We start from the raw sequence: 18,440 nt of genomic DNA on the forward strand, positions 1-18,440 counted from the left end.
CCCTTGTGTCACAGCAGTCTGCCAGAGAGGGGGCGATCCATGGTTTGAGCGCGTCGCTGAAGTACTGGACGTGGTCGCTGGTAAACCCGGTCCGGGTCAACGTGCGGTGGATCACCGGCAGGAAGTCGACGCACCAGGCCCGGAATCTGCTGATGGAACTGGACGAGAGCGCTCAGCGTTTTCGTTTCCTCGTCCGCGCCGGGACGCCAAGTTCTCCGAGGCCCTCGACGCCGGTCACTGCGGCCAGCATCACCGTACTGCGGACACCACCGCAGACCCCACGAGCAAATGCTCAGGCGAGCGGCGGGCCGGCAGCGTCCGCCGTGAGTGCACCGACCGGCTGCTGGTCTTCTCTCGGAACCATCTGGAAGCCGTGTCGAGGGTCTATGCCGATCATCTCAACGGCCATCGTCCGCATCGCTCCCTGGGACAACGACCGCCTGCTCCCCCACCTGAACCTGTCCCGCTCGATTATTGAGTTACGTGGCCTGAGCTGCAGTTATGCGGCGTGGTGGTATTCGTTGATCACGCCGGTGACGACGGGTCTTCGCCGGATGGATCGCAGGTCGTTGAGTTCGACCGGGTCCTGGATGGGCTGGGCTTCGGTGTCCGGGGGGCGTTGGTTTCGAGCTTGGTGCGGCCGATGGCCGTTGTAGTGATCCAGGTACTCGCCGAGCACCAAGACCAGGTGCCGCTCCCCCAGGATCAACACCCGGCCCAGCAGTTCGCAACGAAGGGTTCCGCCCCCCTTCGCAGATGGCGTTCATCCGCGGCGTCCGCGGAAGGGTCCTGATGATCCGGACACCTTCGGCTTTGAACACCTCATCGAAGGCGCCGGTGAAGACCGGGACGCGGTCGTGGATGAGGAAGCGTAACGTGCCGATGCGGTCGGCCAGGCCCATGGCCAGGTTGCGGGCCTGCTGCACCGCCCACGCCCCCGTCGGGCACGCGGCCACCCCGCCCAGATGCACTCTGCGGGCGCCGTGCTCGATGAACACCAGCACATAGAGCCGCTTGAGCAGGACCGTCTCCACCACCACGAAGTCGCAAGCGATGATCGCGTGTGCTTGAGCAGTCAAGAACTGCCGCCACCTCGGCTCCGCCCGACGCGGTGCCGGATCGATACCGGCTGCGTACAGGATCTCCACACCGTCGACGCCCCGATCGTGTAGCCGAGACGGGCCAACTCGCCTTGGAGCCGCCGATGCCCCCACGCCGAGTCCTCCCGCGCCATCCGCAGGATCAGCGTGCTGATCGCCGCACCTGTCCAGGGGCGACCTGGACGGCGCCGATCAGTGAAAGTCCACTTACGGGCGACCAGGGCACGGTGCCAGCGCAGGATCGTCACCGGAACCACCGGAAAGAGTTCGGCCCACAAACGATGGACGTCGCCGGGACGAAGGTCCCTCCCGCCGCGTCTTGGCAGGGTGGCCCTCACAGCGGTAGGCCGGCGCCTCAGCGGAGGCGGCGCAGGTAGGGGTCCCAGACCTGGCGCGGGGCCAGCCGGATGCGCGCGTCGACGGCCACGACCCCGTCCGGGCGGACGACGGTGGGGTTGAGGTCGAGTTCGGCGATTTCCGGGTGGTCGGCCACGAGCCGGGAGAGGCGCAGCAGCGCGTCGCGCAGCGCCGGCAGATCGCCAGCGGGACGGGCGGCATGGCCGGCGAGGACCGCCGACACCCGCGGCTCGCCGACCAGTTCGCCGGCCTCCTGGTCGGTGAGCGGCGCCAGCCGGGCGGCTCGGTCGGCCAGGGCCTCGGTGTCGACGCCGCCCGATCCGAAGATCACGACCGGGCCGAAGACGTCGTCCTGCACCGCGCCGCACAGCACCTCGACGCCCTCCGCGGCCATCCGCTGCACGAGCACTCCACGGAGCCCTTCCCCGAACCGGTCGGCCAGCCACCGGTAGGCGCTGCGGACATCCCCGGGCCCGCGCAGGTCCAGTTGCAGGGCCCCGGCCGCGGTCTTGTGCAGGACGCCCTCGACATCGGCCTTCAACACCACCGGGCCGGCCAGGTCGGCGGCCGCATCGATCGCCTCCTGCTCCGTCCGCGCCCAGCGCCACGGCGCCACCGGCAGCCTGTAGGACTCCAGCAGCTGGAACGTCTGGACGGGCGGCAGCCAGCCGCCGTCCGCCTTTTCCGCAAGGAAACCGCTGATGAGGCAGGACGCCTCATCGGCGCGCAGGTCCGGCAAAGCGGGCGGTAGGCCGGGCGCCCTGTCGCGCCGCCGCGTGTAGGACCAGGCGTGCGCCAGCGCGCGAGCGGCGTTCTCCGGGTAGGCGTAGCAGGGTATCCCTCGATCCGAGATCAGCACGCTCTCCGGTTGGCCCAGGACGACGGCGGCGATGGGCTTGGCGCAGCCGACCAGCGCACCGGTCAGATCAGCCAGGGCGGTCGGTGCCACGACGGCGAGGACGGCGTCGACCGACGGGTCGGCCGCGACCTGGGTGAGCGCATGCTCGAAGGTCTCGGCGGAGACGCCGGCCGTGGTGTCGACGGGATCGGTGACGGCGGCGCTGTCGGGAAGCAGTGCGGTCAGGCGGTGCTGCGTGGCCGGGTCCAGGCCGGGCACGGTGAGGCCGACGTCGGCGCAGGCGTCGGCGGCCAGGACGCCCGCGCCCCCGGCGTTGGACACCACGGCCACGCGCGGTCCGGTGGGCGCCGCTTGGCTCGCCAGCATCGCTGCGGCGTCCACCAGCTCGCCGAGGTCATCGGTCGCGATAATGCCGGCCTGCTCGAACAGGGCCCGGCGGGTGGCCTCCGGCGTGGCGGCGGCGGCCGTGTGCGACGCCGCCGCTCTGGTGCCCGGCTCTGAACGCCCCGCCAGGACCGTCAGCAGCGGCATCCGGGACGCCACCCGGCGCGCCGTGCGGGCGAACTTGCGCGGGCTGCCGAAGGACTCCACGTGCAGCAACCCCAGCCGCGTAGTCGGCTCCGACTCCCACCACATGAGCATGTCGTTGGCGCTGACGTCGTACTTGTCGCCCAGGGACGCGAAGGACGATACGCCGATGCCCAGGCGGGAGAGGTGATCGATGAGGGCGATACCGACGCCGCCCGACTGCACCGCCACCCCGGCCGTCCCGGCAACGAGCGGCGCGCCGCGAAGGTGGCATCCAGCTCGCTGCTCGTGTCGGCCACTCCGAGGCAATTCGGACCGACCAGCCGGATGCCGTTCTCCCGACAGGCCGCCAGCAACTCGCCGCCCTGGTCGGCGGACAGGCCAGACGTGATCACGACGATGGCCGGGATGTCGAAGGCCCCGCACTCGGCCGCCGCCGCGACCACCGCGTCCGCCGGGACGGTGAGGACGGCGAGGTCGACCAGCTCCGGCAAGTCGGACACCGCGGCGACGCACGGCGCCCCATGCAGCTGGGTGCCGGCGGCGCGCGGATTGACCGCGTACAGCCGTCCCGCATAGCCACCCAACGTGATGTTGCGCAGGACGGACGCGCCGACCGTGCCCGCCCGCCGGCTCACGCCGACGACCGCCACGGCACGGGGCCGGAACAGCGGCATGAGGCTGGCGACGTCGGCGCTCCGCTCCCGCTCGGCCACCACGTCCAGGTAGTGCTCATCGGACACCAGCGGCATCGTGATCTCGACGACGCCGGACGACACGCGGCGCTTCGCGGGCAGTCCGGCGTCGGCGAAGACGCGCAGCATCGGCCCGTTCTCCGCCAGGGTGTCGGCCCGGAACGCCACGACCGCGCTCTCCCGGGCCAGCGACCCCAGATGTTCCAGCAGCAGGGTGCCGACACCGCGGTGGTGCATCCGGTCGGCGACGGCCATCGCGATCTCCGCCTCGCCGTCCGTGTCGGACGGTTCGTACTCCGCGATGCCGACGAGTTCGCCGCTAAGCCATGCGCCCAGCGCCGCGTGCCCGGAGCCGTCCGGGCGGCAGACCTGTTCGGCGATCCTGTCCGCCATGGCCCGGTTCAGCCCGAAGAACCGCCGGTACAGGCTCTCGTCGCTGAGTTCGCGGTGCAGCGCGCACACCGCCTCGCGATCGGTCTCGACAAGCCGCCTGATCTCCGCCTGCGTACCGTCGGTGAGCAGCGCGTACACCCGACCGCTGAACGTCTGTGCCCTCATTCTCCCAGCCTCCGACGGCAAGGTCGGGCGGTTCAGCCCCCTAACGTCACATCATCGAGGGACCTTCGGCCCACACGCCACCCGATGATCGCCTGACCGATCTGCGCCACTTCGCCCGTTCCACCGGCCGCGGCCGACGCTTACATGGCGTCATGGCCTCCGGAAGACCGCCCATCCTGACGTCCAACGACCTGCTATGGCTTCTCAACGGCGGAACTCCGGTGAGTCCCGCGGATCTCCAAATGCTGGTGGTGATCGCTCAGCCACCCGCCAACACCGGTCTGCGGCTCGGCGACGTTGTGCTGATCGACGGCCGCAAGGACGAAGGACTCGGCCCTTGGACGGTGAAAGTCCTCGCGACGGCCTTAAGCGGATACAGCGTCGGACCCGGAACCTGCCGCCGTATGACCGTCGCTCGTGCGGGGCCTCATGTCCTGGTCGGTACTGACGGTCGCGGCGCGGCGGGAGTTTCGTCCGGGGCCGGGGACCGACGGCCAGCGATCAGTGAGATGGCGGGTGATCGGCTGATGATGCGGCAGGCGGGCCGCTCATCGAGGAGGCGCCTATGCGCACCCAATCCGTCCGCCGGCGACTGGGGCTCTGGATGGGCATGAGTCCTGGTCGTGGGCATCGGGTTCCGGTGCCTTCCTGCTGCCGGGCTTACTGGCCAATTACAGCCCCATCTCCCCGGTCGCCTGGGTCTTCACGGAGCTTCCGGCCATGAGGCGGCTCCTCGAGGATGGCTGCGTGGTGATCGCGGCCGGCGCGGAGGCGTCCCGGTCGACCCGGACCACCATGGCGTCGAGGCGCTGGTCGACGAGGACCTCACGGCCGCGCTCCTCGCCACACGTCTGAAAGCTGACACGCTGCTGCTGCTCACCGACGTCGCGGGCGTCATGCGCGACGATGACACGGTGGGCGCCCGGCCGATCCGTGAAATCAGCCCGGAGCGGCTGCGCGCTCGGGATCTGCCCGGCGGCTCCATGGGGCCCAAGGCCAAAGCGGCGTGCCGCTTCGCGGGAACACCGTCCCGGTGTCGTCGCGGTCATCGGGCCCCTCACCGACGCCCCTGTGCTCCTCTCCGGGAGGGCGAGCACGAGAATCGAGGCACCATGAGCACCGAATTGCAGACCCTCGACGAGGCGACCTGCCTGTCCCTGCTGCGGAGCGTCCCGGTCGGCCGGGTCGCCTGGTGCGCCGAGGACGGCACCGCGTCGATCCTGCCGGTGAACTTCGTCATGGACGGCGCCGCGCTGGTTTCCGCACCGCGCCCGGCTCCAAGCTCGACGCGATACGGGCGGGCCGCCGGTTGACCTTCGAGGCCGACGACCTCGAACCGGCCCTGCGGACCGCGTGGAGCGTGCTGCTCACCGGGACCGCCGAGGCCGTCACCGACCCGCCGGAGGTCGAACGGCTCGCATCACTGCCGCTGGCACCGTGGCTCGACTCCCCCAGGCCGGTCTTCATCCGGCTGACACCGGAGAAGATCACCGGACGCCGCATCCCCCTCCACCCGGGCGGGGTGACCACCGAGCACATCGACCCGACCGACGAGCCCTCCTGATCCGCACCCGTGGCGGAGCCCAGGACGTTGGTTCGGATCCGCGGGACCAACGGCCGTTCCCACCGACCGTATTCGGGTGCTTCTCTCGAAGGAGTTCCCGAACGGAGGAGGCGGGTCAATGGACGCCGGTTTCCAGGTTCATGGCAGGTCACCGGTCGCCGTCCCGCTCCGGTGTCCTACCCGGCCGCCGGTTCCTGGCCTGACGGCGGCGGCCGAGCGGGACTGGGCGGACCTGGCGACGACCCCGGAGCACGGGCGGCCGTTCGGGCCGGAGCTGGTCCGGCATCTGCCCGAGCCGGCTCGCCGCTGGCTGAGCCACGCGATCGAGCCCGGCACACCTCTGTCATGGGCAGTGCGGCTGCGCATGCACGGACGGATCCGGCTCGGCGCGTGGCGGACCTTCCGCGCGACCCAGATCCTGCGTCCGCCGCGCGGCTTCATCTGGGCGGCCTCGGTCCGCGTCGCGGGGCTGCCGACCACAGGGTTCGACCGCTACAGCGGCGGGGACGGCGAGATGCGCTGGCGCGTGCTCGGCTTGCTCCCAGTCATGTCGGCCACCGGTCCCGACATCACCCTCAGCGCCGCCGGCCGGCTGGCCGGCGAATTCGTCTTCGTCCCCGCGGTGGCACTGTCACCCGCCGTGACGTGGGAGCCGATCGACGGTGAGCGTGCCCGCGCCAACGTGGTCATCGGCGGCACCGCGCACTCGGTCACCCTGACCGTCGCGCCCGAGGGCTCGCTCACCGAGCTGACGCTCGATCGCTGGGGTGCGCCGGACGGCGAGAGCTTCGGCCGGTACACCTTCGGCGCCCGTCTGCAAGGCGAGACCTCATACGCCGGATACACCATCCCCTCCCTCGTTCGGGCCGGATGGTGGTATGGAACCCGGCGCTGGAGTCGCGGGGAATTCATCAGATTCGCGCTCGATGAAGCCGACTTCCTCTGAGCCCCGGAGGAATCCGATCGCTCGGGCGGGCCGAAGGTCCCGGCCACAGGGGACGCTCGGCACTGACCTCCCGGCGCGCCGCTTGCGAGGCTGGAAGTGGCTCAAGGAGGTCACCAATGCAGGTCATGCCCGAACACCGCGCCGTCGTCGTCGGCGTGGACGGATCCCCCAACTCCGTCGCCGCGCTCCGCCGCGCCGCCCGGGAGGCCGTGGAGCGGCACGCACGCCTAGACGTCGTCCGCGTGCTGCCCTCCGCCACCAGGCCCGCCCCCGGACTGCTCCGGACCGCCAGGGAATGGCTGCGGTTGCGCGACCTGGTCGCGCACGCCATCCCCCGCACGCAGCACCTGACCACCCGGCTGCTCGTCCGCCGCGGACGGCCGGGAGAGGTCCTCGCCAAGGCCGCCGAGCACGCCGAGCTGCTGGTGGTCGGCGCACGGGCGAACTCCGAGAGCGGCAACCCGTTCGGTGGCGACACCGTGCCCGTCGTCCGCGGGCTGGCGCGCTGCCCGGTCGTCATCTGCGCCGACCAGAGCACCGCGTCCCAGGAAGTTCTGTGACATCCCCCCGAACCATCTGGAGGCGGCCATGAAGCGCCGTACCGTCAAGGACGTCATGACCACGGAAGTCGTGACGGTGACCGAGGACACCCCGTTCGTCGAGATCGCCGAGACGCTGGCCGACCACCGCATCAGCGCCGTGCCCGTCCTGGACGCCGATGGACGCCTGGCCGGCATCGCCACCGAGGCCGATCTGCTCCGCAAGGAGGAGTTCAAGCCCGACGACCTCGGCCAGCGCCCGCTGTGGGGCCGCAGGCGGCACCACGCCCTCACCAAGGCGCGCGCGGTCGATGCCCGGGGACTGATGAGCACTCCCGCCGTCACGGTCAAACCGGACGCCACGGTCGCCGAGACCGCCAGGCTCCTGGCCTCCCGCGGCTTCAAGGCAGCTCCGGTCATCGATGGCGACGGGGCCCTGTGCGGCATCGTCGCCCGACGCGACCTACTGAGCGTCTTCCACCGGAGCGACGACGAGATACGCGACGAGATCGTCCGCGACGTGCTGGTGTGCCGACTCTGGCAGGACCCCTCCGAGGTGAGCGTCCAGCTGCAGGACGGCGTCGTACGTCTCTCCGGACGCATGGAACTGAAGAGCTCCATCCCGATCGTGGTGCGGATGACCGCCGCGACCGAGGGCGTGGTGGACGTCGTCAGCAGCCTCTCCTACGAGCACGACGACACCTATCCGACCGCGTATCCGAGAGCGTGAGGCGGCGACGTCCGGCCAGGTGGGTCAGGCGTCCGCGTCCCTGTTCTCGGTGCGCGGGGGTTCGGGGCACAGCCCCGCCAACGCGTCGCGGCAGGACCGCAGGACCGGGTGATCAGGCGCCACCGTGGGTTCGAGGATGCGGACGGCACGCTGGTAGAGCGACTCGGCCGCCACGGCGTCGCCGCGGTCTTCGCACAGCCGCGCGAGGTTATGCAGGATGGTTGCGAGGTCCGGGTGCCCGGGCCCGTGGATCCTCTCCCGCAGCACCAGGGACCTGCGGTACAGCCGCTCGGCCCGGGTCGTCTCCCCGCGCCGGTGGAGCAGGGCCGCCAGGTTGCCCTGGGTGATCGCCACCTCGAGGTGATCGGGTCCGAGGACGCGGGTGAAGACGTCCAGGGCGCCTGTCAGCAGCGCTTTGGCCTCGGCGTCCTCTCCGAGGGCGTCGAGGATCGCCGCGAGCGCGGCCCGGTCCGCGGCCACGTCGACGTGGTCGTCGCCCAGCGCGCGGCTGCGCAGCTCGACCGAACGCCGGGCATGGACGGCCGCCTGGGCGTAGTTTCCCCGGGCGTGTTCGAGGCCGCCGAGGTTGTGGCAGAGGCCGGCGATGTCGTTCGGGTCGGATCCGCTCGTCCGCTCGATGATGGCCAGGGCGTCCCGATAGAGCCGGGACGCCTCCTCGAACCGGCCCGCGTATTTGAAGGTGACGGCAAGCTCGTTGAGCAGGTAGGCGGTCTCCACGGCGTCCGGCCCGTGCGCCTGCTCGGCGTGCCGGATGCCGCGGCGGAGCAGCGACGCGGCCTCGGCGTAGTGGCCCTGGAGGCGGGCCAGCTTGCCGAGCGCGTGCAGGGCATCCGCCCGCCAGGCGTCCGCCTGCGCCCCGGTCGCGCCGCCGGCCAGCCCCAGGATCCGCTGGTAGGGCACCTCGGCCGCGCCTTGATCGCCTGACTCATCGAGTGCCTGGCCGGCTGCGAACAGCGACGTGACCTCGTCCACCACGGCGGCGTCCGGCTGCTTCATGTCGATCCCTCTTCCGGTCGGGGCGCGCCGGACCGTCCGAGATCGAGGCCCGCGGGCAGAAGCCGCTCAACGCGCTGGGTCAGCGCGGCCGCCACGGCGAGCAGCGCGACGCATCCGACGAGGAACGCCGCCGCGGCGCCGCCGGCGAAGGCCAGGCCGCACGCCGCCGGGCCGACGATGAAGCCGGTGGTGTACGCCAACGCGTGCAGGCCGTTGTACCTGCCCCGGGAATGCGCCGGGGCCAGGTCGTTCACCAGCGGCGCCACGGTCGGCGACAGGAACGTCTCGCCGACCGCGAAGACGACCATCGCCAACGCGAACACGACGAGGCGGCCATCGGCCAGGAGGGTCAGTCCCCAGGCGGCCGCCCAGCAAAGGCAGACCAGCGCCATGCCGTGGGTCCGCCGCCGTCCGGCCATGATCTTCAGGACGGGCAGCTGGACGGCCAGCACGGTGACGCAGTTCGCCGCGTAGACGATCCCGAGCCCGCCCGCGGTGAGGCCGCCCTCGCCGGTGGCGTACGCCGGGAACGCGGCGTGGAACTGCGCCGCGCCGGCGGCCACGGCCAGCGACACCCAGACCCAGATCCAGCGGAACGGCCTGTCGGCGATGGCGTGCCGGAACCCGCGCGTGCCGTCGTCGGCCTCGTCGATGTTCGCCGGCGGCCTGCGGGCGAGGCCCCGGCACAGCGTCAGCACCGGGATCAAGAGCAGGAAGCTCAGCGCGTCCAGGAGGTACAGGCGCTGGAAGCTCGCCGCCGAGGACAGGTCGGCCAGCAGCCCGGACATGGCCGCGCCCAGCGCGAGGCCGAAGTTCATGGTCGCGTGGCGTACCGCGAAGACGGTCGATCGCTGTTCCGGGGCGGCCAGGCCGCCGAGCAGCGCGTCCTGTGCGGGCCAGATGATCGCCGCGCCCAGGCCGAGCAGCCCGCACGCGACGAACGCGGCGGGCACCGAACCGGCGCCGACCAGCGCGGCCGATCCCGCGGCTGCGACCACCAGACCGGCCACCAGGGCGTTGCGGGCCCCCGCGCGGTCCGCCAGCTGACCGCCGGCCGGGTTGCCCAGAAGGCCGGCGAAGGCGACCGCGGACACCGCGAGCCCCGCCCAGCGCACGTCGAGACCGCGCACGGTGTGCAGGTAGACTAGGAGGAAGGGAAGGGTGAGACCGCTGCCCGCGGCCGAGGCCGCGTCCGCGGCGAGCACCACCCAGACCGGCCGCGGCAGGACGGGAACGAACCGAGGGACCCGGAAAGTGCCACCCGCGGCGCCTCGGACAAGCCGTTTCGCCGACACGTTCATGACCGACCTTTCGGATCCCTCGCCCAGGACGGGCCGCTCCTACCTTCGTGCGACCAGGATCTCGTTGTGATTGATCGAGATCCCCTTGCGGGTCGTTCCCACCACGGTCTCGTTGTGGTTCACCGAGATCCCCTTGCGGGTCGCTCCCACCACGGTCTCGTTGTGGTTCACCGAAATTCCCTTGCGCGTCGCCGCCACGACGATCTCGTTGTGATTCAGCGAGATTCCGCGGGAACGCCGTTTCATACCAGTCATTTCACTGCCCCCTTGCCGGTGCCTGATCGGTGCATTGGGGTAAGACTCGCATTCGGGGACGAGCGCCGGGAGAGGCGAAGGTCCCCTTGCCGCCACTGGAGGTCCTGAAACGGACATTTTGGAGGGCTACGCCACCCCCACTCCGTCTGCTGCACGCCGAAAAGGCGCTCACCGCGGTGAGCGCCTCCCGGGTGTCTTCGTCTATCGGGTCACTTGAGGATCGGGAGGCGCTTGACCAGCGGAACCTTGGCCCACCCACGGCCGAGGCCGAGGGTGTCGCCGGCGCTGACCAGGGCCAGGCCGACGATCAGGACCGCGTAGATCAGGTGGTCGTCCATGACGACGTTGTTCTCCGGGGGCAGGGTCGCCGACCACATCATGACCAGCAGCGCCGCACCGCCGGCCGCCGCGATCCGCATCCCGATGCCCAGGATCAGGGCGGCGCCGATGCCGCCGAGCCCGATCATGAACAGCCAGTCGGCCCAGGCCGCACCGGCGATGTCGTGGTAGAACCCGGCGAGCGGGCCCTTGGGCGAGAACTTCAGGAATCCTTCGGTGGGGCTGCCGCCCTTGGTCCACGCCTTGGCGGCGGGGGTCTCGTGGCCCAGCCCGAACAGCTTGTCCAGGAACGCCCACAGGAACACCCAGCCCAGGGCCAGCCGCGCGACCGCCCAGACGTAGCGGGCCGCGGGCGACTCGGTCAGCGGTTTGGGCGTCACCACCCGCACCAGCGCGTGGTGTCCGTGCCGGGTGCTCATCTTGTGCTCGGAGACCGCCATCGCGTCTCACCTTCCATCGCATCGCCTGTTCTCTTACCACCTCGAACTCAACTCCATGAGGGACGCGTGCTGTAGGACCGTTCGGCGCATGATCGGTGGGACCTTGGTCCCATTGTCCGGCCGTTTCTACGCTCACAAAGCGTCCGAATTCGGGCCGGGCGTCCCTGCCGTACAGAGCGCCAGCCGGCACCTAACCCCACCAAGAACAACTTGAGTGGGAGGGCAGTATGAAATCGTCGAACGCGTCTGGGCCGGGTGGGCCGACTTCGACCGGCATCGCATCGGGCCGTGAACGGTCAACCGTCCTTGAGCGGGACGCGCCAGACCAGGACCGTGCCGCCGCCCGGCCGCCGCCGAGTGTCGAAGGAGCCGCCGCACACCTCGGCGCGTTCGCCCAAGTTGCGCAGGCCGCTGCGGCGACCACCCTCAGGAATGCCCACACCGTCGTCCTCGACGCGCAGCGTCAGGTCGTCGCCGACGTCGATGGCGACGACGGCCTCGCCGGCCTGCGCGTGCCGTGCCACATTCGACAACGCTTCGCGCACGACCGCGAGCAGTTGCTCACCGGTCTCGTCGTCCACGGCGGTATCGAGCAGCCCGTCGAGCCGGACCGAGGGCGAGAACCCCAGTTGCTCGGCGGCGTCATCGACGAGGGAGTGGACGCGGCTGCGCAAGGACTCCTCGTCTCCCGTCGCCTGCAGGGCGAAGATCGACGACCGGATCTGGCGGATGGTGTCGTCGAGGTCGTCCACGGCGCGCTGCACCCGGACCGCGACCTCCCGCTTCTGCGTGATCTTGATGGCGGCCATCAGCGTCATCGCGATGGCGAACAGCCGCTGGATGACGGTGTCGTGCAGGTCCTTGGCGATCCGGTCGCGGTCCTCCAGGAGGGCGAGCCGTTCGGCGTCGCGGCGCCGGTCGGCCAGTTCCAGGGCCACCGCCGCCTGTGCGGCGAACGCCTCCAGCAGCCGCTGCGTCCCTTCGGAGAAGGCCGGCCCGCCGGGTGCATTGATGACCGAGAGGACACCGCGGGCGGAGGAGCCCGCACCCAGCGGCACCACCAGTAGCGGGCCGATCTCCAGGTCGACCGGCGTATCGGCTTCGCGGGCGGCCGCCGCGCCGTCGGCGAGGCGCAGCGCCGTACCTTTCGCGAACACGTCCCCCGCGATCGAATGGCTCCTCGGGACCCTCAGCCCGCGCATGCGGTCGGCCTCGGTACCGTCGGCAGCCTCCACGACGAACTCACCGCCCGCCTCGTCGATCAACGCCACGGTGGCCAGGCCCGCATCGGCGATCTCGCGCGCCCGCTCGGCGACCACGGCGGTGACCTGGTGCGGATCGGTCCCCGACAACAACGCGGTGGAGATCTCCGCCGAGGCCTCCAGCCACCGCTCCCGCCGTCTGGCCTCCTGGTACAGCCGCGCGTTCTCGATCGCGACGCCCGCAGCCGTCGCCAGCGCGGTGACGACGACCTCGTCCTCCTCGTCGAAGAGGCCGCCGTCGGCCTTCTCCGTCAGGTAAAGGTTGCCGAAGACCTCGTCCCGGACCCGGATCGGGACGCCCAGGAACGTGCGCATCGGCGGATGACCGGCCGGGAAGCCGTACGACTCCGTGTGCTCGGACAGGTCCGGCAGCCGCAGCGCCTGCGGCTCCTTGATCAGCAGCCCTAGAATGCCGAGGCCGTGCGGCCAGTGGCCGATCGCCCCGATCTCGTCCCCGGTGACCCCGACGGTGACGAACTGGACGAGGTGCTCTCCCTCCTCGTCGATCACGCCGAGCGCACCGTAGCGGGCGTCGACCAGCGTGATGGCGGCTTCGGTGATGCGCCTCAGCACCGTCTCCAGGTCCAGCTCACCGCCGATTGAGACCACGGCCTCCAGCAGCGCGTGGACCCGGTCGCGAGTCGATCTCGCCGCCTCCAGCCGCGTCTGGAGTTCGGCCAGGAGATCGTCCAGCTGCAGCTGAGGGAGGATCAGCCGCGCCTTGTCCTCGCCCGGCCCGGGCTCATCGGTCACGGCTCCAGTATCGTCCATCGCGAAGCGGGATCACAGACGAGGAAACGTCGGCCCGTGACCCGGCGGTCAGGCCTTCAATGCGCTGCCGCCGGCGGTTCCTCGTCGGTCGCCGAGGTTGGTCCCCCGATCCTGTCGGAACCTCCGGATCACGGCTCCTCGATCATGACGTCTGCGACCGGACGCCGCACGGTCGTGAGCTCCTCCCCCGCCGGCATACCGATCCGCAGGATCATCTGCGGGTAGGCGTCGCCGCAGAAGTGCTTTCGTATGAACGCCCGCAGCTCGGGAATCTCCAAGGCCTGCGTGTGATACGCGGCCGACAGGTCGTCCTGGGCGGCGCGCAACAGCATGCGCTCCAGCGCCTGGCCGGCGCGCAACCACGCGGCCGGAGTGTCCTCGGCCGTCACGAGCAGCACGGCGATGCCCGCGAGGGCGGTGCCGTCGTCCTTGGGCTCGGCTCCCCATCCCTGGCCGCGGGCGAAGTCCCGCTGCGGGAAGTGCGGTTCGGTCTTGGGCGTCCGCCTCGGATAGGAGACGTGCTGCACACCGTCCTTGCGTGCCGTGGTGGGCGACGGCGCCCAGCGGGCTATTTCGGACGTGTAGGCGGGCATGCGGTGCTGGATGTGCTCGGCCGCGTCCGTCAGCGCCGCCAGCGCGCCCTTGACGTGGACGTCGACGGCCTGGACGACCCGAGCCCCCTCCTGCTCGGCCGTCAGCCGGAGGGCCGCCAGCAGTCCGGTCGGCACTGGATCCGGCCGGAACCCGCCGCGGTGGCTGTGCCGCCGTTCGATCTGGGCGTACTCTCTGTCAACCTCGCTGGAAACCGGCTCATGACCGGATTGCACCTCGACATCGGCCAGCAGGTGCGGACGGTCCGCGTCCGGCAGCAGCCGCACGTCCGGCTCGTATCCCCGCTTCCGTAGTGACAGCCGTAGGTTGTACAGGGCCGCACCGCAGCTGATCAGCATTTCCCGGCCCTGCGGGTCGGCGACATCCAGGCGGCGATCGGGGTCGGCGCGCAGGCTGATCCGCGGCCCGCGGACGCTGAAACGCCAGGGCTGGGTGTTGTGCACCGACGGTGCCCGCACCGCGTCCTCCACTGCGCCGCGGACGACGTCACGCCCGATCGCGGTCCTGTGGCTGGTACGCATGACTCACTCCTTCCGCCCTTTGCTTCCAGCTCATCACCCACCTCTGACCTGCTGAAGGGCCGAAAGTCCTTAGCGAGGCGGCACCCCGCCCGCCCGGTGGGAACGGCCGGCGGGACGTTCGTCCCGGTGATCGCGGGACTTTCGGTGCCTGTGAGGCGGCACGCCCGCGGGGTAGCGTCCATGGCATCAACACCGATCCAAAGGAAAGATCACCATGACCGGCCCGGACGACCAGAACGCTCCGCGGGGCGCGAAGACGATCCGGGTCTTCCTGATGGACGACCACGAGGTCGTCCGTCGCGGTGTCGCCGCCCTGCTGTCCGCAGAGGACGACATCGAGATCGTCGGCGAGGCCGGCACCGCCGAGCACGCCCTGGCGCGCATCCCGGCCGCGCGACCCGATGTAGCCGTCCTGGACGTCCGGCTCCCCGACGGCGACGGCGTCAGCGTCTGCCGCGAGATACGGTCCCAGATAACGGACCTGGCGTGCCTGATGCTGACGTCGTTCGACGACGAGGACGCCCTCTTCGAGGCCGTCATGGCGGGGGCCTCGGGCTATGTCCTCAAGCAGATCCACGGTTCTGACCTGGTCGGAGCCGTCCGGACCGTCGCTTCCGGCCAATCGCTCCTGGACCCGCGCAGCACCGCTCGGATGCTCGAGCGGATCCGGGCACGCCAGGAGAAGAAGGACCCGCTCAAGGGTCTCACCGAGCAGGAACGCCACATCCTGGAGCTCATCGGTGAAGGGCTCACCAACCGGCAGATCGGTGAGCGCCTTTTCCTCGCCGAGAAGACCGTCAAGAACTACATCTCCAGCATCTTCACCAAGCTCGGTATGAGCCGCCGCACCCAGGCGGCCGCTCTCGCCGCACAACTCAAGGCGGATTCCGCGAGGGACCAAAGTCACAACCAGTGATCAGGGCGAGCGCCGCGCCACAACTCCCGCCCATGGACGACCACGCTCGCGGAGGGCCGCGCCGACTGCCGGCGAGCCGTGCCTTGGCCTGCTCCTCGAACGCTTCCGGGTCGGAAGGCTGGCCGGGCCGAAAAACGCGGCTGAATCCCACCATGCACAGATGACTAGCGGCGCGAGTCCCGCATCCCGCCCGACCTGCTCGACTGGTTCGAGTCGCCGTTCGCCATCTTCCGCGGCGGCGTCCCGGCCATGCGGGTCGAGGACTACGTCGACGGCGACGACCACGCCGTCCGCGCCGAGCTGCCCGGCATCGACCCCGACAAGGACGGCGAGGGCATCGGACCGGCTCTGCGGTCCGATGCCCTCGCGGCGTCCGGTGCGGAACGGAGAAGAGAGCGATGACACACCTTCCCGAAACAGACCGGATCGTCGTCGGCGTGGACGGATCCGCCGCGTCGGTGGCGGCACTGCGCTGGGCGGCCGGCGAGGCGGAACTGCGAGACGCCGAGATCGTCGCCGTCCGGGCCTGGCGGGCCTGCCGGGACTGGCTCGCCTCCTACGCGGTGGCGGCCGCCCGGCCGTCCCCGGGCCAGGACCGCGGACGTGCCCGGCGCGGACTCGCGGCGGACGTCCTGCGGGCTCTCGGCCCGGAACCTCGTGTGCCGGTCCGCCAGGAGCTGGTCCGCGGGGAGGGCGCACGGGCTCTCATCACCCGCGCCGCCGGCGCGCGGCTGCTCGTTCTCGGCGGCCGGCGCGGCGACACCCCACCGGAAACGCCGCTCGGGCCGGTGGCCTCTGCCTGCCTGAGGCACCCTCCGTGCCCGGTCGTCGTCGTCCCGCCCTACTCCGTTCCCGAGCGGCCCGCGGACGACGGCGTCGATGGGCAATGGCGGACAACGGGAGCGGGACGGACGGCACCCGACCGCATGACCTTGGCCTCTGCGGACTCCGCCGTCCATGGCGAACCATGGAGTCATGAACGACGAGACCGGCGCCCGGAACCTCAGCCGGGCTGAGTGCAAGACGCTCCTCAGCTCCGAGACCATCGGCCGGGTCGTCTTCACCGACCAGGCCCTGCCCGCGGTGACGCCCGTCCGGTTCACCGTCGACGACGGTGGCCTGGTCGTGTGCGCTCCGGCCGGTGAGCGTCTCGGCGCGGCCGTCCGCGGCACGATCGTGGCGTTCCAGGCCGACCGGTTCGATCCCGCGGGACTGACCGGCTGGACGATCACCGTTGTCGGCCACGCCCGTGCCGTCGGGTCACCCGACGAGCGGGTGCGCTCCGCTCTGGGTCCTTCGGGCCCCGGCACCGAGTACTTCCGCATCCCCTTCGAGCGGTTCTCCGGCCATAGCGTCGGCCACACCAGCACGGCGTGATCACCGCTAGAGCAGGCCCTGGGTCCCGCCCTTCCACGTACGAAGGCCCCTGCAACGTAGACACCCCGTCCAGGGAGAGTAGGCCCATGAACACCAACTTCTCGCACTTCGCCCTCGCCGGAGCCGACAAGGTGCGCAAGCTCGCACGGCGCCCCTCGACCATGGACGAGGCGAAGCCTCCCAGAGTGCCGCCCGCCGGACGGGCATGCTGTTGCCTGGCCAACCTGTGGACGTCGCGATGATGTCTGTCACCGACCAGCTGGTACGGCAACGAATGGGGCTACACCCGCCGGCTCTTGGACCTCGTCGACCACATCGCCGCCCACCTCGTGAGGGGCCGCTGAACCTCTCGCGCCGACCTGGGGACGCCGTGCGGCGCGACCTATGAGGGTTCTCTGAAAGCGGGCGGAGTCGTAGGCAACGGACACGAAGGCGGGACATTCTCGTCCGGTCCTCCGTCTCCGTGAAAGGCCGGTCATGCCGTCGACCCTTTGGGGCCTTCCCGCCCACCCGCTTGTCGTCCACCTGGTGGTCTTCCTCGTACCGCTCGCCGTCGTCGCAACGCTCGTCGTGGCGCTGTGGCCACGGGCGCGACGGGTGTCGGCCCCTTGGGTGCTCGCTGTGACGACCGTCGCGGTGCTCTCGATCCCACTGGCGACCTCGAGCGGCGAGAACCTGGAGCACCAGGTCCCGCACAGCGCGCTGGTGGAACGGCACGCCGAACTGGCCGACATGCTGCTTCCGCTGGCAGGAGCGATGTGGCTGGGCCTCGCCGTCCTGACCGGCGTCGGCTGGTACGCCCGCCGTCAGCCCGCCGCGGCGCCGCGATGGGCCGGTGCGGTGACCGTGGCGGCGGCGGTCCTGGCGGTCGGTGGGGCCGTCGCATCCGGTGTCCAGGTGGCCCGGATCGGGCACAGCGGCGCCGACGCGGTATGGCACGACGTGGCCGCTCATCAGGGCCGCCGCTGACGACCATGGGCAGGAGCCGCGGCCGCCGGGGGATGGCCGGGCCTCCTTAGGGCCCGCATTCAACGAGCCAGGACGACCTTGAGGGCGCCCGTGTCGGCGGCGTCGGCGAAGACCTCGTAGGCCTTGGGGAACTCGTCGAGGTCGAAGTGGTGGGTGATGAAGCGTCTGGCGTCGAGTTGCCGGCCGGTGAGCAGGCGCACAGCAGGGTGGGCGTGGAGAAGGTGTCCACCAGGCCGGTGGTGATCGTGACGTCGCGAATCCACTGCTCTTCCAGGTGCAGGGGCGCGGGCTCGCCGTGCACGCCGATGTTGGCGATGCGGCCACTGGGGCGGGCCAGCGCGACGGCGAGCTCGAAGGCGTCGGGGACGCCGACGGCCTCGACGGTCACCTCCGCTCCCAACCCACCGGTCAGATCGCGGACGGTCGCGGCCGGATCCTCACGGGAGTTGTTCACCAAGATGTCCGCGCCGAACCCCTTGGCCGCCGCGAGGCGGCTGTCGGCCAGGTCGATCGCGATGATGCGGCTCGGGCTGAACAGCCGCGCGCCCATGATCGTGGACAGGCCGATCGGGCCGGCGCCGACGACCGCGACGACATCGCCGGGCGCCACGTGCCCGTTGAGGACGCCGACCTCGTACCCGGTGGAGAGGACGTCGGCCAGCATCAGCACGTCCTCGGCGAGGACGCCCTCCGCCAGCCGGTGCACGGAGGTGTCGGCGAAGGGCACGCGGACGTACTCGGCCTACGTTCCGTCGATCTTGTGCCCGAGGATCCAGCCCCGGCC

The 18,440-nt window shown here is 70.9% G+C and carries 19 protein-coding genes and 2 pseudogenes; 11 read left to right on the forward strand and 10 right to left on the reverse strand.

The window, feature by feature from the left end; translation table 11 throughout:
- Nucleotides 1-106: 106 nt before the first annotated feature.
- Nucleotides 107-478, forward strand: a complete 372-nt coding sequence (locus tag ABD296_RS50540; RefSeq protein WP_407061463.1) for an integrase core domain-containing protein — start codon at nucleotides 107-109, stop codon at nucleotides 476-478.
- A gap of 21 nt (nucleotides 479-499) precedes the next feature.
- On the opposite strand, the gene ABD296_RS09540 is transcribed toward ABD296_RS50540, so the two are convergent.
- The 3 genes and pseudogenes from ABD296_RS09540 to ABD296_RS09550 all read right to left on the reverse strand — a co-directional run.
- Complete coding sequence (locus ABD296_RS09540; protein ID WP_344263775.1) at nucleotides 500-712, reverse strand: hypothetical protein; 213 nt, start codon at nucleotides 710-712, stop codon at nucleotides 500-502.
- 743 nt (nucleotides 713-1,455) lie between these two features.
- Complete coding sequence (locus ABD296_RS09545; RefSeq protein ID WP_344263777.1) at nucleotides 1,456-3,075, reverse strand: acetate--CoA ligase family protein; 1,620 nt, start codon at nucleotides 3,073-3,075, stop codon at nucleotides 1,456-1,458.
- 74 nt (nucleotides 3,076-3,149) lie between these two features.
- A pseudogene (locus ABD296_RS09550) lies at nucleotides 3,150-4,097 on the reverse strand (GNAT family N-acetyltransferase); the annotation flags it as partial.
- A 623-nt stretch (nucleotides 4,098-4,720) separates the two neighbouring features.
- Here ABD296_RS09550 and ABD296_RS50545 point away from each other — a divergent pair.
- From ABD296_RS50545 to ABD296_RS09575, 4 genes and pseudogenes are all read left to right on the forward strand, one after another.
- A pseudogene (locus tag ABD296_RS50545) lies at nucleotides 4,721-5,661 on the forward strand (pyridoxamine 5'-phosphate oxidase family protein).
- Between the two features lie 118 nt (nucleotides 5,662-5,779).
- A complete protein-coding gene (locus tag ABD296_RS09565; RefSeq protein WP_344263781.1) occupies nucleotides 5,780-6,607 on the forward strand; it encodes a DUF6544 family protein in 828 nt (275 codons plus the stop codon).
- A 116-nt stretch (nucleotides 6,608-6,723) separates the two neighbouring features.
- On the forward strand, nucleotides 6,724-7,167 hold the full coding sequence (locus ABD296_RS09570) for a universal stress protein (RefSeq protein WP_344263783.1): 444 nt from the start codon (nucleotides 6,724-6,726) through the stop codon (nucleotides 7,165-7,167).
- Between the two features lie 28 nt (nucleotides 7,168-7,195).
- A complete protein-coding gene (locus ABD296_RS09575; protein ID WP_344263785.1) occupies nucleotides 7,196-7,876 on the forward strand; it encodes a CBS domain-containing protein in 681 nt (226 codons plus the stop codon).
- 24 nt (nucleotides 7,877-7,900) lie between these two features.
- On the opposite strand, the gene ABD296_RS09580 is transcribed toward ABD296_RS09575, so the two are convergent.
- The 6 genes from ABD296_RS09580 to ABD296_RS09605 all read right to left on the reverse strand — a co-directional run bounded on the left by ABD296_RS09580 (nucleotide 7,901) and on the right by ABD296_RS09605 (nucleotide 14,394).
- Entirely contained in the window at nucleotides 7,901-8,893 is a 993-nt protein-coding gene (locus ABD296_RS09580; RefSeq protein ID WP_344263787.1) for a tetratricopeptide repeat protein, read from the reverse strand.
- Nucleotides 8,890-10,194 (reverse strand): MFS transporter, encoded by a 1,305-nt coding sequence (locus ABD296_RS09585; protein WP_344263789.1) that lies wholly within the window; start codon nucleotides 10,192-10,194, stop codon nucleotides 8,890-8,892. Before ABD296_RS09585 ends, ABD296_RS09580 begins: the two co-directional genes overlap by 4 nt.
- Nucleotides 10,195-10,233: 39 nt before the next feature.
- A complete protein-coding gene (locus ABD296_RS09590) occupies nucleotides 10,234-10,440 on the reverse strand; it encodes a hypothetical protein (protein ID WP_344263793.1) in 207 nt (68 codons plus the stop codon).
- 218 nt (nucleotides 10,441-10,658) lie between these two features.
- A complete protein-coding gene (locus ABD296_RS09595; RefSeq protein ID WP_407061459.1) occupies nucleotides 10,659-11,228 on the reverse strand; it encodes a hypothetical protein in 570 nt (189 codons plus the stop codon).
- 296 nt (nucleotides 11,229-11,524) lie between these two features.
- The gene (locus tag ABD296_RS09600) at nucleotides 11,525-13,261 is read right to left on the reverse strand and encodes a sensor histidine kinase (protein ID WP_407061460.1); all 1,737 of its coding nucleotides are present in this window, start codon (nucleotides 13,259-13,261) and stop codon (nucleotides 11,525-11,527) included.
- Between the two features lie 128 nt (nucleotides 13,262-13,389).
- Nucleotides 13,390-14,394, reverse strand: a complete 1,005-nt coding sequence (locus ABD296_RS09605; RefSeq protein ID WP_344263797.1) for an Acg family FMN-binding oxidoreductase — start codon at nucleotides 14,392-14,394, stop codon at nucleotides 13,390-13,392.
- 214 nt (nucleotides 14,395-14,608) lie between these two features.
- Between ABD296_RS09605 and ABD296_RS09610 the strand changes: the two genes are divergently transcribed.
- From ABD296_RS09610 to ABD296_RS09635, 6 genes are all read left to right on the forward strand, one after another.
- On the forward strand, nucleotides 14,609-15,310 hold the full coding sequence (locus ABD296_RS09610; RefSeq protein ID WP_344263799.1) for a response regulator transcription factor: 702 nt from the start codon (nucleotides 14,609-14,611) through the stop codon (nucleotides 15,308-15,310).
- Nucleotides 15,311-15,559: 249 nt separating this feature from the next.
- Entirely contained in the window at nucleotides 15,560-15,712 is a 153-nt protein-coding gene (locus ABD296_RS09615; RefSeq protein ID WP_344263801.1) for a hypothetical protein, read from the forward strand.
- On the forward strand, nucleotides 15,709-16,326 hold the full coding sequence (locus tag ABD296_RS09620) for a universal stress protein (RefSeq protein WP_344263803.1): 618 nt from the start codon (nucleotides 15,709-15,711) through the stop codon (nucleotides 16,324-16,326). The genes ABD296_RS09615 and ABD296_RS09620 overlap by 4 nt, the downstream gene beginning before the upstream one ends.
- On the forward strand, nucleotides 16,286-16,687 hold the full coding sequence (locus ABD296_RS09625) for a pyridoxamine 5'-phosphate oxidase family protein (protein WP_344263805.1): 402 nt from the start codon (nucleotides 16,286-16,288) through the stop codon (nucleotides 16,685-16,687). The genes ABD296_RS09620 and ABD296_RS09625 overlap by 41 nt, the downstream gene beginning before the upstream one ends.
- Before the next feature lie 86 nt (nucleotides 16,688-16,773).
- A complete protein-coding gene (locus ABD296_RS09630; RefSeq protein ID WP_344263807.1) occupies nucleotides 16,774-16,929 on the forward strand; it encodes a hypothetical protein in 156 nt (51 codons plus the stop codon).
- A 235-nt stretch (nucleotides 16,930-17,164) separates the two neighbouring features.
- Nucleotides 17,165-17,656: a DUF2231 domain-containing protein gene (locus ABD296_RS09635; protein ID WP_344263810.1), complete on the forward strand. Its 492-nt coding sequence runs from the start codon at nucleotides 17,165-17,167 to the stop codon at nucleotides 17,654-17,656.
- Between the two features lie 46 nt (nucleotides 17,657-17,702).
- Here ABD296_RS09635 and ABD296_RS09640 read toward each other — a convergent pair whose 3' ends face one another.
- A complete protein-coding gene (locus ABD296_RS09640; protein ID WP_344263812.1) occupies nucleotides 17,703-18,383 on the reverse strand; it encodes a zinc-binding dehydrogenase in 681 nt (226 codons plus the stop codon).
- Nucleotides 18,384-18,440: the final 57 nt, after the last annotated feature.

This window comes from Actinomadura napierensis, from assembly GCF_039529375.1.
GTDB lineage: Bacteria > Actinomycetota > Actinomycetes > Streptosporangiales > Streptosporangiaceae > Spirillospora > Spirillospora napierensis.